Source organism: Lysobacter sp. ESA13C, from assembly GCF_019970005.1.
Classification (GTDB): domain Bacteria; phylum Pseudomonadota; class Gammaproteobacteria; order Xanthomonadales; family Xanthomonadaceae; genus Lysobacter; species Lysobacter antibioticus_B.
This window is the reverse complement of record NZ_JAHXYK010000001.1, coordinates 1-16,481: the sequence shown is the minus strand read 5'-3', so window position 1 is coordinate 16,481 and position 16,481 is coordinate 1. Positions and strand designations below refer to the sequence as shown.

The following is a 16,481-nucleotide window of genomic DNA, read 5'->3' as shown; positions in this document are numbered from 1 at the left end:
ATGCACGGGCGAGCAATGTGCTGCGAGTTCCATTGACGCGATCCTTTGCGCCATCGACTTTGGTCGCAGACGCGCAGTCGCCGCGCGCGCGTTGAAAACGCTTACGCCTCGGTGAATGCGCGTTGCGCGTGATCCGCATCACGCTCCCTTGGGACAGTCGTCCTGGCCTCGCCGCGGCGATCGGTTGTGGGATGCAACCATGCTGCATTGCCGCATCCTGTCCGCAAGTTGACAGCGCTGTCATAGCCGCGCTACAAGCTTTGCGCACTGCCGCCGGCCTGTCGGCCCAGCGCGCTCACACCACAGACAACACGATCGGCTTGCAGCCGGCCCCGGGGAGGGGATGTCCTGATGAACGTGCCTATGCACCAGCGTGTCCGCGGTTCGACCTTGAGTTTCGCGATCTTCGCCGCGTTGTTGGCCGGCCATGCCGCCGCCCAGGACAGCGCGTCGACGCCCGCCGATGCGCAGCCCGCATCGGGCAAAGAGGCGACCGATCTGGATTCGGTGATCGTCACCGTCGAACGCCGCGAGCAAAGCCTGCAGAAGTACGCCGGCACCGCGCAGGCGCTGTCGCAGGACGATCTGCGCGGGCTGGGCATCAACAACGAACTGCGCCAGATGCAGGTCGCCGTGCCGGGCCTGAGCATCGCCAACCAGGAAGGCGCAACCGAAGTCTTCATCCGCGGCGTGGGTTCGTCCAACAACACCGAACTCGGCGACCCCGGCGCCGCGCCGCACGTCAACGGCGCCTACATCCCGCGTCCGCGCGGCCTTGGCGGCATGTTCTACGACCTCGAACGCGTCGAGATAAACAAGGGCCCGCAAGGCACGCTGCGCGGCCGCAACGCGCTGGCCGGCACCCTCAACATCGTCACCAAGAAGCCCGAGCTCGGCGGCCGGTTCAGCGGCTACGTGCAGGGCGAGGTCGGCAACCGCGATCAGAAGGGCTACGAGACCGCGCTGAATTTCCCGCTCGGCGAATACGCTGCGCTTCGCTTCGCCGGTTATCACGTCGAGAAGCACGCCGGCTTCAAGAACGTCGGCCTGTGGCAGCACCTCGACCCGGCCGGCATCCAGGACGACAGCGCCGGACGCCTGTCGTTCCTGTACGAACCCGACGACAAGCTGTCGGTGTTCGCGATGCTCGACGTCGGCCGCGAACTCGGCACCGGTTATCCCGGCGCCGGCCTGTTCCGCGCCGCGCAGGAAGGCTATACGTCCGAAGATATCGACATGCGCGATGTCATCTACCGCGGCGTGCAGGGCAAGGTCGACAACAAGCTGTGGGGCTTCCAGGGCACGGTCCGCTACGATTTCGGCGGCGTCGCCTTGGAGTACAACGGCAGCTACCGCGACGTCGATTATTTCCAGATCAACGCCGCCGCCGACGGCAATACCTGGTCGGGGCGCGACCTGCGCGCACGTCCGCCGGGCGAGCCGGCGACCTGGGGCGGCATCGACTACGACAATTTCGGCACCAACTACCTGCAGGCGCGTTCGCAGTCGCAGACCCATGAGCTGCGCCTATCGTCCGACGACGATGCGCGCTTCCGCTGGACCACCGGCGGTTTCTATTTCCACGAGAAGCAGCAGGTCGGTTTCATGGCCCTCGCCGACAAGGGCGCGTTCTACTCGGGCACCGAATTCACCATGCCCGATGTCGACGGCAAGTCCTGGGCGGCGTTCGGCGACGGCACCTTCGACGTCAACGAGCGTCTGCGGGTCAAGGGCGGCGTGCGCTACACCGACGAGCGCAAGTCGCGCGACGGCATCGGCGGCAACTGGACCATCGGCCTGGGCGGCGACGGCGGCGTGTTCCAGACCCGCCTCGGCACCGAAGGCTTCAAGCCGACCCTGCTCGACCGGCCCTCGTTCGAGGTGACCGGCCTGACCAGCAACGCCGACCTCGCCCGTTTCCTGCTGCAGGGCATCCTGCAGGCCGGCGCGCGCGACACCATGCAGCAACAACTCGCCGGCATCGTCGATGGCAGCCGCCCGAACGGCACCTGCGTCGACCGCCCCGACACCGGCGGCAACACCGTCAACTGCCCGGCTAACGGCCAGCACAGCTTTCTCGTGCTGGGCGTGCCGTCGGCGCAGCACGGCTCGAGCGCATTCGACTTCATCGACTGGCGCCTGGGCTTCGAGTACGACCTCAGCGAGCGCAACCTGCTATACGCGACCGTCTCCACCGGCCACAAAGCCGGCGGTTTCAACGACAGCTTCGACGTCAACGTGATTCCGGAAACCTACAAGCCGGAGAAACTGACCGCGTTCGAAATCGGCTCGAAGAACTCCTTCGAGTTCCTCGGCCGCACTTCGACCTTCAACGTCAGCGGCTTTTACTACGACTACGACGACCAGGTCTTCCAGGACCTCAGCGTGATTGCCTTCAACCCCGACGGCGAGGCCACCGGTTTCGCCCTGGTCAATCGCAACGTCGGCAAGTCCGAGCTGTACGGCATCGAGGCCGAAAGCCGCCTGCGCTTCGGCGGCGGTTTCACCCTCGACCTCAATGCGCTGTACCTGCAGACCGAGATCAAGGAGGGCATCGTCGCCGACGTGCGCAGCCAGGACTTCGGCAACGGCGGCATCACCTCGCAGATCGACCTGTCCGGCAACGACCTGCCGCTCTCGTCCAAATACACCTTCAATGCGCGTTTGCAACAGGCCATCGAGTTCTCGCGCGGCACCTTCGACTGGCAGGTGCTGGCTGCGTATCGCTCGTCGTTCTTCCTGACCCAGTACAACGACCGCGACGTGATCTTCCTGCGCGACACTGCCGGCACCGTCGACCGTATCGAAGACTCGGCGACCGCGGGCTTCCCCGACGAGCAGAAGGGCTTTACCCAGATCAACGCCGGCGCCGGTTTCACCACGCTCGACGGCGCCTGGCGGGTCGAGGTTTGGGGCAGCAACCTGACCAACAAGGACGTGTCGCAGAAGGCCCTGGTCGGCTCCGGCGTCAACACGCGCTTCCTCAACGATGCGCGCAGCTACGGCGTGCGGGTGCGCTGGAACTTCTGATGGCTGTCGTACCGCGTCCCAAGCCCCTCGCTCCGCTCCGCGCGAACCTCCACGGCGTGCGGGCGGGGCGAAGGGGATTCGAAGCGGACGTGGGCGAAGATCGGGGGTCGTTCGACGAGTTTCCGTGCGCCATCTTCCCGCCGCCGCGCCGCCTCCCGCGCAGCACACTTAGCCACTGCAATCGAATTCATCGATGAACAGCGGCCGCGACCATGGCCGCGCCGCACGGCAGCGCGTAGAACGGCGAAGACACCGCCCCGGACAGACAGGACCGCATGAAACTCTCCCTGCTCGACACCCTCATCGTCCTGGTCTACCTGGCCGGCGTGTTCGCTCTCGCGCAGTGGGTCTCGCGCGAGAAACCCGGGCACGAGAAAACCGCAAAGGATTACTTTCTCGCCAGCAAGGCGCTGCCGTGGTGGGCGATCGGCGCGTCCCTGATCGCCGCCAACATCTCCGCCGAGCAGATCATCGGCATGTCCGGGTCCGGCTATGCGCTCGGCCTGGCGATCGCGTCTTATGAATGGATGGCGGCGGCGACCTTGCTGGTGGTCGGCAAGTTCTTCCTGCCGATCTTCCTGCGCAACGGCATCTACACCATGCCGCAGTTCCTCGAGGAACGTTACGGCACCCGCATCCGCACCCTGATGGCGGTGTTCTGGCTCGGCCTGTACGTATTCGTCAACCTGACCTCGATCCTGTGGCTCGGTTCGCTGGCGATCGTGCAGGTGACCGGTATGGACCAGATGCTGGCGCTGAGCCTGCTCGGCGGTTTCGCCCTGGCCTATCAGCTGTACGGCGGGCTCAAGGCGGTCGCGTTGACCGACATCGTGCAGGTGTCGTTGCTGGTGCTCGGCGGCTTGCTGGTCGCCGGGCTGACCCTGAGCAAGATCGGCGATGGCGCCGGCATCGTCGCCGGCTTCAAGACCTTGTGGGCGACGCATCCTGAGCACTTCAAGATGATCCTGCCGCCGGACAGCCCCTTCTACAAGGATCTGCCCGGCATCGGCGTATTGGTCGGCGGCCTGTGGGTGGCGCACGTCAGCTACTGGGGTTTCAATCAGTACATCATCCAGCGCGCCCTGGCCGCCAAGGACCTGCGCGAGGCGCAGAAAGGCATCGTATTCGCCGCGATCCTGAAGCTGGTGCTGCCGATCATCGTGGTGCTGCCGGGCATCGCCGCGGTGATGCTGGCGCCGGGCCTGGAACGCAACGACGATGCCTACCCCGCGATGATGGCGCTGCTGCCGACCGGCGCGCTGGGCCTGGTGTTCGCGGCCCTGATCGCGGCGATCGTGGCCTCGCTGGCGTCGAAGATCAATTCGGTCGCGACCATCTTCACCCTCGACTTCTACGCCAAGCACCGCCCGGATGCGTCGGAGCGAAAGCTGGTGCGGATCGGCCGCATCACCGCGGCGGTGTCGATCGCGATCGGCATCCTGACCGCGCGGCCGCTGCTAGGCAGCTTCGATCAGGGCTTCCAGTACATCCAGGAATACACCGGCTTCTTCACCCCGGGCATCGTGGTGATCTTCGTGCTCGGCCTGTTCTGGAAGCGCGCCAACGAAGCCGGCGCACTCGCCGCGGCGGTGGGCTCGTTGGCGCTGTCGATCGTGCTCAAGCAAGCCTGGCCGGAGCTGCCCTTCGTCAACCGCGTCGGCGTGGTGTTCGTACTGGCGGCGATCCTGGCGGTCGCGGTGTCCTTGCTGACGCCGTCCGGCGCCGGTCGCGACCGCATCCATACCGACGGCGTGAGCTTTGCCACCGCGCCTTCGTTCAACATCGCCGCGATCGCCGTGCTGGCGATCCTGGTCGCGCTGTACACGCTGTTCTGGTGAGCGCGGCTGTTCTGGTAAGTGCGAGCGCGCGAGCCCGGCGGGCGCCGCGCGCCGCGCATATCGCCTCGGCGCATCGCCCGTGCGCCGGCTCAGCGCCGGCGCGTGCGGCCCTTGCCGATCGGACCGGTCGACTGGCGCAACTGCAGCTCGTAGCCGGCGGTGATCATCTGACCGCCGTCGGGCGCCTTGATGCGCTTGAACAACTCGTGGGTCGCCAGGCGGCCCATCTCGCGCGTCGGCTGGCGCACCGTGGTCAGCGGCGGATAGATCTGGCGCGCGATCGGCGTGTCGTCGAAGCCGCACACCGACACGTCGCCCGGAATCGACAAGCCCATCTCGCTGGCGGTGCGGATCGTGCCCGCGGCCATGTCGTCGTTGGCGGCGAAGATCGCGGTCGGCCGATCCGCCATCAACAACAGACGCTGGGCGCAGATCGCGCCGGTGTCGTAGTGGAAGTCGCCGTCGATCACCAGTTCGGGATCGTAGGCGATGCCGGCCGCGGCAAGACCGTCGCGATAACCGTTCAAGCGCCACTGGCTGGCGCCGTGTTCGGGATGGCCCTTGATGTGGGCGATGCGGCGATGACCCAGCGAGACCAGGTGGGCCATCATCTCGCGCACCGCGCGTTCTTCGTCGAGGACCACGCCGATGCGGCCGCCGCGCAGTTTCGGCGAGATGTTGGCGTAGGGAATGCCGAGCTGGCCGAGGCGCTTCATCAGGCCGGGGTGATCGGTCAGCGGCGGCGTCAACACCAGACCGTCGGCGCGCGAGTGCTGGATGATCTCGTCGACGTGGGCGACGAATTTGCGTTCGCCGTAGGTCACCGGCGCCAGCATCAGGTTGTAGTGATGGGCGATGCAGGCATCGAGCATGCCTGCCTGCACTTCCATCAGATAGTTGCTCGACGGGTTGTCGTAGAGCAGCGCGACCAGGAACGAACGCTGGCCGGCGAGGCTGCGCGCCGAGGGATTGGGGCGGTACTGCAACTTGCGCGCGGCGGCTTCGACGCGCTTGCGCGTGTCCTCGCTGACGTTCGGTTCCTGGTTGAGTACGCGCGAGACGGTCTTCATCGACACGCCCGCCGCTTCCGCTACATCTTCGATGCGTACTCGCATGACCGGTCGTTTCCCTTGCCGCGTGTTCTGCGCATTTTGCCAGAATGCGCGCCGAATACTCATCTATTGCGCGCGACGACGACGAACGGATTCGCAGATCGTGCCCCATCGTATCGCCCCAACAGGAGTGAACCATGAATGCAACGACGAGCGAACGCGTTCGCGCCGCGGTTCCATCGATCCAAGTGTGCCGCTCGCGGGGGCGCTGGCGGCTGTGCGCGCTCGCCCTCGCCTTGTTGCCGGCTTTGGCCGTCGCGGCCGAGGGCGTAGCCAAGATCGATCCGGCCCACTGGCCGGCGCTGAAGGCGCCCCTGCCGCGCGACGAGGCGCTGGAGCGGCGCATCGCCGAGCTGATGGCGAAGATGAGCGTAGAGGAAAAAGTCGGCCAGATCGTCCAGGCCGACATCAACAGCGCCACGCCCGAGGATGTGCGCAAGTACCACCTGGGCTCGGTACTGGCCGGCGGCAACTCCGAGCCCGGCGGCATTTCCGAGCCCGGCGGGCGCTACGACGCGCCGCCGCAGGAGTGGCTGGACATCGCCGACCGCTTCTATGCGGCATCGATGGACGCCAGCGACGGCAAGGTCGCGATCCCCATCCTGTTCGGCATCGACGCGGTGCACGGTCACAATAATCTGATCGGCGCGACCCTGTTCCCGCACAACATCGGCCTGGGCGCGACCCGCAACCCCGAACTGATCCGGCGCATCGGCGAGGCCACCGCGGCGGAAGTGCGCGTGACCGGCATGGAGTGGACCTTCGCGCCGACCCTGACGGTGCCGCGCGACGATCGCTGGGGCCGCACCTACGAAGGCTATTCCGAAGACCCGCGGGTGGTCGCCAGCTATGCCGCGGCGGCGATCGAAGGCCTGCAGGGCAAGCTCGGCAGTAAACAATTCCTCGACGGCGCGCACGTGATCGCCACCGCCAAGCATTTCCTCGCCGACGGCGGAACTTTCGAGGGCCGCGACCAGGGCGATGCCCACATCGGCGAGGCCGAACTGCGCGACGTGCACGGCGCCGGTTATCCGCCCGCGCTGGAAGCCGGCGCGCAGACAGTGATGGCCTCGTTCTCGAGTTGGCAGGGCCAGAAGATGCACGGCAACCGCGAATTGCTGACCCAGGTGTTGAAGCAGCGCATGGGCTTCGACGGCTTCGTGGTCGGCGACTGGAACGCGCACGGGCAGCTGACCGGTTGCAGCAATGAGAACTGCGCGGCGGCGTTCAATGCCGGCGTCGATATGCTGATGGCGCCCGACAGTTGGCGCGGCTATTACGACAATGCGCTCAAGCAAGTGCGCAGCGGCGAGATCGCGATGGCGCGGCTAGACGATGCGGTGGCGCGCATCCTGCGGGTCAAACTGCGTCTGGGCCTGTTCGAAGCCGGCGCACCGTCCAAGCGCCCGCTCGGCGGCAAGTTCGAGGTGCTCGGCAGCCCCGAGCATCGCGCGGTCGCGCGCCAGGCGGTGCGCGAGTCGCTGGTGCTGCTGAAGAACCAGGGCGGCCTGCTGCCGCTGCGGCCGCAGCAACGCATCCTGGTCGCCGGCGATGGCGCCGACAACATCGCCAAGCAGTCCGGCGGCTGGACCCTGAACTGGCAGGGCACCGGCCTGAAACCGGCCGATTTCCCGAATGCGCAATCGATCTGGTCGGGCCTGCGTGAGGGCATCCAGGCCGCGGGCGGCCAGGCCGAACTCGCCGTCGACGGCCAGTACAAGAGCAAGCCCGACGTCGCCATCGTCGTCTACGGCGAGGACCCGTACGCCGAATTCCAGGGCGACCTGCGCACGCTCGCGTTCCGGCCGACCCGCAATCCGGAGCTCGAACTGATCAAGCGCCTGAAATCGCAGGGCATCGCCGTGGTCAGCGTGCTGCTGTCGGGCCGGCCGCTGTGGGTCAATCGCGAGATCAACGCCTCCGATGCCTTTGTCGCTGCGTGGTTGCCGGGTTCGGAAGGCGGCGGCATCGCCGACGTGCTGCTGCGCGACGGCCAGGGCGGCATCGCCTACGACTTCAAGGGCAGGTTGCCGTACTCGTGGCCGAAGACCGCGGTGCAGGTGGCGAATGTCGGCGACAAGGACTATGCACCTCAGTTCGCCTTCGGCTATGGCCTGAGCTATGCGCGCGGCGGCGAGGTCGCGGCCTTGTCGGAGGACCCGGGCACGGCCGATCTCGACCAACGTTCGATGCAGTTCCTCGGCCGCGGCGCCTTGCCGCGCGCCTGGCGCCTGCGCGTCGATTCGCAGGGCAAGCACGGCGAAGCGAGCAAGCCGCCGCTGGCGACCGCGGATCGCGCGCTCGCGATCACCGCGGTCGACTACCAGGCGCAGGAAGACGCCTGGCGCCTGCAATGGAACGGCGATGCCAAGGTGGAATGGGTCGCCGACACGCCGGTCGAACTGGTGCGCGAGACCAACGGCGACGTGCAGTTGCTGATCGACCTCAAAGTCGACGCGGTCGGCGCGGGCGAGACGAACCTGATCGCCGCCTGCGGGCCGAAGTGCGAGTCCAAGGTACCGTTCGGCGACACCTTGCGCGGCCTGCCGCGCGGCCAGTGGCTGCGCATCGGCGTGCCCCTGAAATGCGTGCGTGCCGGCGGCGCCGACATGGCCAAGCTCGAGGTGCCGTTCGGCCTGCAGGCCTCGGCCGGGACGACGATCACCCTGCACGAAGTGGCCTATGGCACCGACGCCGACCGGGTCGCGGACTGCAAGCGCCAATAAGCCGCCTCGTCGCAATCGTGGGCGCCCGCGTCATCGCTTTAGCCCCTCCCCCGTTCACGGGAGAGGGGTTGGGTGAGGGGGCACCACACCCTGGACAGTTTGTCCTGTGGCAGTTTGCCGCAGGCCCGCCGCGCGGGCATCGACTAGGATGCCGCGCATGAATGCATCGAGCAGTGCACGTCCGCTCCTCAGCGGCCTGATCGTCGACGACGACATGGCCTATGCCGCGACCCTCCAGCGCAGCCTGGGCCGCCGCGGCGTCGAAACCCGCACCGCGGCGAGCATCGCCGAAACCCTGGAACTGGCCCTGCGGCAAGTGCCGGCCTTCGCCCTGATCGACCTCAAGCTGGGACACGAATCCGGCCTGCAACTGATCCGCCCCTTGCGCGAGTTGCGCGCCGACATGCGCATCGTGCTGGTGACCGGGTACGCCAGCGTCGCCACCGCGGTCGACGCGATCAAGCGCGGTGCCGACGACTATCTGCCCAAACCGGCGAGCATCTCCAACATCCTCGCCGTGCTCGGACTGGAGTCGTGCGACACGCCCCCGGTGCTGCCCGCGCCGGAGACGATGATGCCGTTGCGGCGGATGGAGTGGGAGCACATCCAGCAGGCCCTGACCGATACCGGCGGCAACATCTCCGCTACCGCGCGTTTGCTTGGGATGCATCGCCGCTCCTTGCAACGCAAGCTGGGTAAACGTCCGGGGCCGGAGCGCGGTTTGATCGGGTTTTGAGGTTGGGGTGGGTTGCGCCGCACCGCACCGGTCTTGCGGCGCCACCGGCTGGAGCTCAGGGTAGGAGCGACGCAAGTCGCGACCGCGCTGTGATGGTCTTGCTTCGAAGCGATCAAGCAAGGTCAGGGTCAGGATCAAACGCCAAAAGCTTCCGCCACTAAAGCGGCGGGTTACTTTCTTTTGTCATAAGCAACAAAAGAAAGGTAACCAAAGAAAAATGCTTCTCTTTGAATCACAGGCCCGCACGTTCGATGCCGACGCAGGGATTTTTCATACGGGACATCCCTGTCCCGATGAAAAACGGCGCGCATCCCTGCGCGCCGCCCTTCGGGTCTTCGATTGCCTTCGTGAGGTTGAGACGACGCACAGCCGCAGCAAGAGCAAGACAACGACGCTACCAGGGTAGGAGCGGCGCAAGCCCCGACCGCGTGCGTTCAGTCGCCATCGCCGGCCGGGATGAGTATCTGTCTCAATCACGATGCCGTTGCTGTTGCTGTGAATAGCTTGGCGCAGTTCTGAATGTGCGATGCAACCGTAGACCCGGAGGGCGCCGCACAGGACGTGCGGCGTTTTTCGATAAGACAGGGACGTCTTATCGGAAAATCCCGCCGACAGCATCGCACTCGTGGCCTGTGCCCTTGCAAGGAAAGCCCTTTTCTTTGGTTACCTTTCTTTTGGGCCAGCAAAAGAAGGTAACCCGGCCGCTTTAGCGGACGGAAGCTCTGCTATTGATCTTGTTTCATCGCGCTGCGGAAAAAAGCGCCGCAACGACAAGCAGCGCGGTCGCGGCTCGCGCCGCTCCTACCCCCGCGACAGTGCGCCGCTTCGATGGGTGGTATGGGCGTTGTCGCCTCTGCGCGTTCCGTGGTCGCGGCTCACGCCGCTCTTACAGGGGTTACGACCGGATGCGGCGCGAGATTGAAACAGCGCGGTCGCGGCTCGCGCCGCTCCTCCCCACCACGACAGCGCGCCGCTTCGATGGGCGGTATCGGCGTTGTCGCTTCTGCGCGTTCCGTGGTCGCGGCTCGCGACGCTCCTACTCGTGGACACCGCAAATCACGGCGCACCCGCGCCCAAGGCTCGCACCGGCGCCTGCACGCCAACCTCGCTGCGCCGCCCCGCCGCATCCTCGAACACCAAGGTCAGCGGCACCTGCTCGCCCGCGCCGAGCGGGCGTTTCAAACCGATCAGCATGATGTGGTAACCGCCCGGCGCAAGCGCGACGGTACGCCCGCGCGGCAACGCTACCGACGGTACCTGACGCATGCGCATCATCTGGGCCTGCATCGCCATTTCGTGCACTTCGGTGGCCGCTGCGACGTCCGAACGCGCCGCGACCAGGCGCAGGTCGGTACGCGCGGTCAGACGCATGAAGGCGCCGGTCGCCTGCTGTTGCGGCACGCTCGCGCGCACCCACGGCGATTCGATCGCGACCTGCGGCGGTTGCGCCACCGCGTTCGCGCTCAGCAGCAGACCCGCCGCGAGGACGGTAAGGAAACGGATCGAAGTCATGGCGCTCTCAGAGAATCTGGCGGAGGTCGTGCACGCAGTCCTGCGCGCTCTGTTCGTGGCGCAGGGCCAGGCGGATCGCGCCGCTGGCGTCGAAGACATAGCTCAGCGCGGAATGGTCGATGGTGTAGGACGCGCCGGTCGGTACCTTGGCATAGACCACACGGAAGGCCTTGGCGGTCTGCGCGGTGCGCTCCGGGTCGCCGTACAGGCCCAGGAAGCTCGGGTCGAAGGCCTCGGTATAGGCCTGTAGCACCTTCGGCGTGTCGCGCTCGGGGTCGACGGTGATGAAGATCACCTGCAAGCGCTCGGCATCGCTTCCGAGCAGTTTGCGGATCTGCACCGCACGGGTCAGCGCCGTCGGGCAGACGTCGGGGCACTGGGTGAAACCGAAGAACACCATCGCCAGCTTGCCGCGGAAGTCGGCGAGCGAGCGTTCGCGGCCTTGCGGGTCGAGCAAGTGGAAGTCCTTGGCGAAATCGCGCCCGCTCAGGTTGATGCCGTGGACGGACAGGGGCCTAGGGCCGCCGCAGGCTGAAAGCATGCCGCCGCAAGCTGAAACCACGCCTGCGCAAGCGAGGCCGGCGAGCAGGCGACGGCGCTCGGGCGAATGCGCCAGCGCGGAGGTTGATGCCAACTGGCGTTCGAACACGATCCACCTCGTCGAAACCGAAGGCGGACATTGCAGCACCGCCGCGGTGCGGGCGGATGTGGTCGAATGTCGCAGCGCTGCGCGACCGATGCGCTGCCGTCGCCGCCGTGCGGCGGGCCGAACGAACCTCGCGCGACTACAGGTCGCGCACCACCCACCCGCTCGGGTGCGAGGTCTCGTCGGCGGCGAGCGCGGCCTGGGCCACGGCATCGGGCGACTGACCGGCGCGCCAGGCCGAGGCGATCGCGGCGAGGCGGTCGCGGGTGGCGCGGGTGTAGGCGCCTTCGAGTTCGTTCTGGGCGTCGGCGGCGAGTTTCTGCGGATACAGGGTGCGCGCGTCTTCGCTGCGGTTGAGCAGGGCGATCAGGCGCGACAGCGCGGTGCGGAACGTGGCCGCGCCGAGCGCGGTGCGCTGGGTGCGTTGCAGATGCCAGACGGTGAGGTATTCGACCGGGCCGAGCAGGCGCCGCGGCGTGGCGCCGAAGAAATGTCCGGACAGCGAGCTGACCGCGACCGGGCCGGTCGAATCGGGCAGGCGCGTGGCGCCCCAGGAACTCAATGCGCCGCCGGGCAGGTCCATGCGCCGCAGGGCGGTGCCGAAGGTGTCGGCGATCAGACGCTGTGCGCGCGCATCGTCGCTTTCGGCGATGACCCCCAGCAATCGGATGAACAAGGGATAGCGGTCTTCGCCGAGGCGGCGCACGACGCGCTTGAGCACGGTCAGGCGGTACTCGGGGTCGCTGTGCGCGGCGAGCGCGGAAACCAGGCGGTCGGCGCCGGCGCGCAGGGCTTCGGGAGTGGGGGTGGCGTCGGTCACGGCAAGGCGTCGGTCACGGCGTGCCGCGGCAGGCGCGGCGATCGGACAGGAGGGGGGACTAGCCTAGCCTAGGCCGATGCGCTGCGGCGTCGAGCGCCGCCGGCGATGCTCAGCTCAGGGAATCGAGCACGGCGTCGGCGCCGTGGTCGGCGGCCGACGACAGGTCCATCAGGCCGAGCTGGTGCTCGAAGCCGGGGTCGCCGGCGAGCAGGCGATCGCCGGCCGGGACCTCGCTCCAGGCGTCGGCGTTGAGCACGTCCTCGCCCTGGTCGACCGCGGGCGGCGCGTAGGCGGGGACGGTCTCGGCGACCTGGGGGGCGTGCTGGATCTGCTCTTGCGGGGTCGGCTCGCGTCCGCGCAAGTTCTCGAGCGCAGCTTGCCCGTCGAGGCTGCTGCGGTCGATACGCGGGTCGTTGCCGATCGTGCTCATGCGGGGCAGGTTACGGGTGAAGTCGGGGGGATGGGCGAAATGTAGCGCCGGGGGCCGAAGTGGCCAACTCGGGATGACCCTAGGTGGTGGTCGGGCCGTTCATCCCGGCGCCCGCGGCGGCCGCTCCGGGTCTGCCGGGGGGCGGCGCCAGGCCTGGCTGAGGGCGTGCAGAGCGGCGCGGGCAACGCGACGAGCGCGGGGCACGGCGCCTTGTATCGAGTTCGCATTTGGCGTGTGCCGGCACGACCGTTTTCGCAGGCCCGTGCTAGCCTCGACCCCCTCTCGCTGGAAGGGCCGCGCATGGGGAAGGACCAGGGCGCCGACAAGACCGAACCGCCTACCCAAAAACGGATCCGGGACGCCCGCAAGCAGGGCAACGTCGCCAAGAGCAAGGAGCTGACCAGCACCGTGCTGGTGCTCGGCTGGGTGGTGTGCGGCTGGATGATGCTCGACTTCATGCGGATGAAGTTGATCCGTTTGTTCGAGACCAGCCTGAAGGCGATCAACCAGCCCTTCGGCGATGCCTTGCGCGAGGTCGGCTCGACCGCCTTCGACACCTTGCTGTGGCTGTCGCTGCCGCTGCTGGCGACGGCGGTGTTCCTGGGCGTGATCATCGAGTTCCTGCAGATCGGCCCGATCCTGACCCTGGACAAGCTCAAGCCCAACCTGGAGAAGCTGAACCCGGCCGACGGCGTGAAGAAGATGTTCTCGATGGACAACCTCGTCGAGCTGGTCAAGTCGGTGATCAAGAGCGCGGCGCTGATCGGCATCGGCATGTTCGTGCTCTACAAGATGCTGGCCCAGCTGATGCTGCTGCCGTACGCGCCGCCCGCGGCGATGGGCGCGGGCATCTGGCACGGCCTGATCCGGATCGGCATCTGGACCATCTTCGTGTTCTTCTTCGTCTCGGCCATCGACGTGTGGTACCAGAAGTTCGCCTACACCAAGCAACTGCGCATGAGCCGCCGCGACATCCAGCAGGAGGTCAAGGAGAACGAGGGCGACCCGCACGTGAAGAGCCGGCGGCGGCAGTTGCATCAGGAGTGGTCGCAGCAGAACATGCTCAATGCCGTCCGCCAATCGAATGTCGTCGTGACCAACCCCACCCACATCGCCATCGCCCTGCAGTACGAACACGGCGTTACCGACCTGCCGGTGGTGGTGGCCAAGGGCGAGGGCTACATGGCCGAGCAGATCAAGCGTACCGCGGCCGAGGCCGGCGTGCCGATCCTGCAGAACGTCGAGCTGGCGCGCGGCCTGCACGAACATGTGGCGCTGGACGATTACATCGGCAACGAGTTCTTCGAGGCCGTGGCCGAAGTGCTGCACTGGGCCGAGAGCGTGCGCCGCCTGCGCGACGGCGACGACAGCGAAATGGAACTGCCGCCGCCGCTCGACGAGCCGCGCTGAGGCCGTAAGCGTTTCCTCACGTTCGCTGAGCGGTCGTTCGCCTCCTCGACAAAGGGCAACCGCATTGAGCCGGTGAGTCATGGCCGCCTCGGAGCCGGCGGGCATGGTTCGCTTTGTTCGTCGGCCTGCATACTCATGCTGTCGTTGCAAAGGCGCGAAGGCAGAGCAAGAGCAAATCCCCCACGTCCGCTGCGCGGCCGTTCGCCCCCTTTTCCAAAGGGGGCAAGCGTATTACCCGAAACCTGCACTATTCCCCGAAGCCTGCGCTGTTCCCCAAAAACCGTGCTCTCCCCCTTTGAGAAAGGGGGGCAGAGGGGATTTGCTTTTTGCTTTCGTCCTCGTCCCGAGCAGCGAGCCAACTCGACGGCAAACCAAGCGACGACTGTTCGCCTATACCGTGAACACCCGGTTCAAGGCCTCGAGCAAGCCGCGGTTGTCGTTGAGCCGGTCGAGCACGATCTCCACGTACACGCCGAGCATCAGCAGGATGATCCAGGTCGCCAGCCAGGCCTTGATCGGCATGGTGATGGTGAAGACGTTGAGCTGCGGAGCGAAGCGGTTGACCAGGCCGAAGGTCAGGTCGATCAGCAGCAACACCACCATCGCCGGCGCCGCCAGCACCAGCAAGGCGGTCATCAGATAACTGAACTGGCCGACGAACAACTCCATGCCGACCGCGTGCAGGGTCGGGAAGTAGGACGTCACCGGCCACATCGCATAGCTCGACAACAGCAGGTCCAGGAACACCAGGAACGCACCGCTGGCCATGAACAACCAAGCCGCGAACTGCGACAGGAAGCTGCCGTGCAGCGAGGCCTGATGGCCCTGGATCGGGTCGAACACCTGCGCCAGGGTCATGCCGACCTGGGTGTCGATGATGTTGCCGGCGGCGCTGATCGCCCAGAACACCATGCCGAAGCAAAAGCCGATCGAGATGCCGATGAACAGCTCTTTGAGGATGATCGGCGCCCAGTCGACCGCGCCGAGCGAGTGCAGGGGCACGCCGTTCACCGCCACCGGGATCGCGATGATGCCCAGGCTGACCATGAAGCTGTTGCGCACCAGCGGCGGCATGTTCTCCGAGGTCAGCAGCGGCAGCATCATGAACGCGCCGATCACGCGCGGCAGCACCAGGCCCAGCGCGAGCATCAGGTCGGTGACGGAATCGAAGCTGATCATGCGCCGGTCGCGCGGGGCTCACCGGCGCGCATCAATGCCGGACCATGCCCGGGAAGTCGATGAAGATGCGGTCGGCGAAGGTGTACAGGGTGCCGCCGATCATCGAAGCGGTGACGAACAAGGTCACCACGATCACGGTGAACTTGATCGCGTAGGCGAAGGTCTGTTCCTGCAACTGGGTGGCGGCCTGGATGAAGGCCACGACCAGGCCGACCACGGCCGCGGCGACCACCGGCGGACCCGACAGCAGCAGCGTCAGCCACAGCGCCTGTTTGGTCAGTTCGAGCATGTCGCCCATAAGAGTCGGGATTCGCTTTAGGGATTCAGGAAGGGGGGAATCGGGATGGAGAATAGGGAATCGGATAAGCGAAGGCGTCAGAGCGGGACGGCGATCCGGACACGCGGCAGGGCCGCTGTTTCGATTCCCGATTCTCCATTCCCGATTGCCGCCTCCCGGCGCTAGCCGCCGTAGGTCAACACCAACCCATGCACCAGCTTGGCCCAGCCGCCGATCAGCACGAACAGCAGCAGCTTGAACGGCAGCGACACCGTGGTCGGCGACAGCATCATCATGCCGAGCGACAACAGGATGTTGGACACGACCAGGTCGATGATCAGGAACGGCAGGAAGATCAGGAAGCCGATCTGGAAGGCGGCGGTGAGTTCGCTGACGGTGAAGGCCGGAATCACCACGATGAAGTCGTTGACCGAGATGTCGCCGCGCGAGGCCGGCGGCAGCAGGCGCTGCGCGCTGCGTAAAAAGAACGCGCGCTCGGCGTCGCTGGAATGCTTGATCAGGAAGCCGCGCAAGGGCTCCTTGCCGGCATCCATCATCGCCAGCAGGCGTGCGGTGTCCATCTTGCCGCCGCCGCCGAGCAAGGGCGTCGCCGGTTTCTTCGCCGCGCCCGCGGCTGCGGTCGCGGCCGGTGCGGCCGCCGCGGCTGCAGCGGCTGCAGCGGTCGCAGGTGCAGCGGTTGCAGGTGCCGCAGTGGCCGGCGCCGCGGTAGCTGCGGTCGCCGCCGCGGTAGCGGCCGGCGTGGCC

At 66.7% G+C, this 16,481-nt stretch carries 12 protein-coding genes and 1 pseudogene; 5 read left to right on the top strand and 8 right to left on the bottom strand.

Annotated features, from left to right (window positions below):
* Window positions 1-351: 351 nt before the first annotated feature.
* Window positions 352-3,030: a TonB-dependent receptor gene (locus tag LC490_RS00065; protein ID WP_223618812.1), complete on the top strand. Its 2,679-nt coding sequence runs from the start codon at window positions 352-354 to the stop codon at window positions 3,028-3,030.
* 275 nt (window positions 3,031-3,305) lie between these two features.
* A complete protein-coding gene (locus LC490_RS00060; protein ID WP_223618811.1) occupies window positions 3,306-4,868 on the top strand; it encodes a sodium/sugar symporter in 1,563 nt (520 codons plus the stop codon).
* Window positions 4,869-4,957: 89 nt separating this feature from the next.
* Here the strand turns inward: LC490_RS00060 and LC490_RS00055 are convergent, their stop codons facing one another.
* The gene (locus tag LC490_RS00055) at window positions 4,958-5,983 is read right to left on the bottom strand and encodes a LacI family DNA-binding transcriptional regulator (RefSeq protein WP_031373134.1); all 1,026 of its coding nucleotides are present in this window, start codon (window positions 5,981-5,983) and stop codon (window positions 4,958-4,960) included.
* Between the two features lie 134 nt (window positions 5,984-6,117).
* Here LC490_RS00055 and LC490_RS00050 point away from each other — a divergent pair, with 134 nt between their 5' ends.
* Window positions 6,118-8,706: a glycoside hydrolase family 3 protein gene (locus tag LC490_RS00050; protein ID WP_223618810.1), complete on the top strand. Its 2,589-nt coding sequence runs from the start codon at window positions 6,118-6,120 to the stop codon at window positions 8,704-8,706.
* A gap of 157 nt (window positions 8,707-8,863) precedes the next feature.
* A complete protein-coding gene (locus tag LC490_RS00045) occupies window positions 8,864-9,442 on the top strand; it encodes a response regulator transcription factor (RefSeq protein WP_036149219.1) in 579 nt (192 codons plus the stop codon).
* A 1,056-nt stretch (window positions 9,443-10,498) separates the two neighbouring features.
* On the opposite strand, the gene LC490_RS00040 is transcribed toward LC490_RS00045, so the two are convergent.
* The 4 genes from LC490_RS00040 to LC490_RS00025 all read right to left on the bottom strand — a co-directional run bounded on the left by LC490_RS00040 (window position 10,499) and on the right by LC490_RS00025 (window position 12,850).
* On the bottom strand, window positions 10,499-10,954 hold the full coding sequence (locus LC490_RS00040; protein WP_223618809.1) for a copper chaperone PCu(A)C: 456 nt from the start codon (window positions 10,952-10,954) through the stop codon (window positions 10,499-10,501).
* Between the two features lie 7 nt (window positions 10,955-10,961).
* On the bottom strand, window positions 10,962-11,588 hold the full coding sequence (locus tag LC490_RS00035) for an SCO family protein (RefSeq protein WP_223618808.1): 627 nt from the start codon (window positions 11,586-11,588) through the stop codon (window positions 10,962-10,964).
* Window positions 11,589-11,739: 151 nt separating this feature from the next.
* Window positions 11,740-12,420: a hypothetical protein gene (locus tag LC490_RS00030; RefSeq protein WP_057919497.1), complete on the bottom strand. Its 681-nt coding sequence runs from the start codon at window positions 12,418-12,420 to the stop codon at window positions 11,740-11,742.
* Window positions 12,421-12,529: 109 nt separating this feature from the next.
* Window positions 12,530-12,850 (bottom strand): hypothetical protein, encoded by a 321-nt coding sequence (locus LC490_RS00025; RefSeq protein WP_223618807.1) that lies wholly within the window; start codon window positions 12,848-12,850, stop codon window positions 12,530-12,532.
* A 300-nt stretch (window positions 12,851-13,150) separates the two neighbouring features.
* Between LC490_RS00025 and sctU the strand changes: the two genes are divergently transcribed.
* Window positions 13,151-14,260: a type III secretion system export apparatus subunit SctU gene (gene sctU / locus LC490_RS00020; protein WP_051885283.1), complete on the top strand. Its 1,110-nt coding sequence runs from the start codon at window positions 13,151-13,153 to the stop codon at window positions 14,258-14,260.
* Between the two features lie 390 nt (window positions 14,261-14,650).
* On the opposite strand, the gene sctT is transcribed toward sctU, so the two are convergent.
* The 3 genes and pseudogenes from sctT to LC490_RS00005 form a co-directional block, all read right to left on the bottom strand.
* Entirely contained in the window at window positions 14,651-15,439 is a 789-nt protein-coding gene (sctT, locus tag LC490_RS00015) for a type III secretion system export apparatus subunit SctT (protein WP_036149407.1), read from the bottom strand.
* Window positions 15,440-15,470: 31 nt separating this feature from the next.
* Complete coding sequence (sctS, locus tag LC490_RS00010; protein WP_031373468.1) at window positions 15,471-15,737, bottom strand: type III secretion system export apparatus subunit SctS; 267 nt, start codon at window positions 15,735-15,737, stop codon at window positions 15,471-15,473.
* A gap of 161 nt (window positions 15,738-15,898) precedes the next feature.
* Window positions 15,899-16,481, bottom strand: a pseudogene (locus LC490_RS00005) (hypothetical protein); the annotation flags it as partial.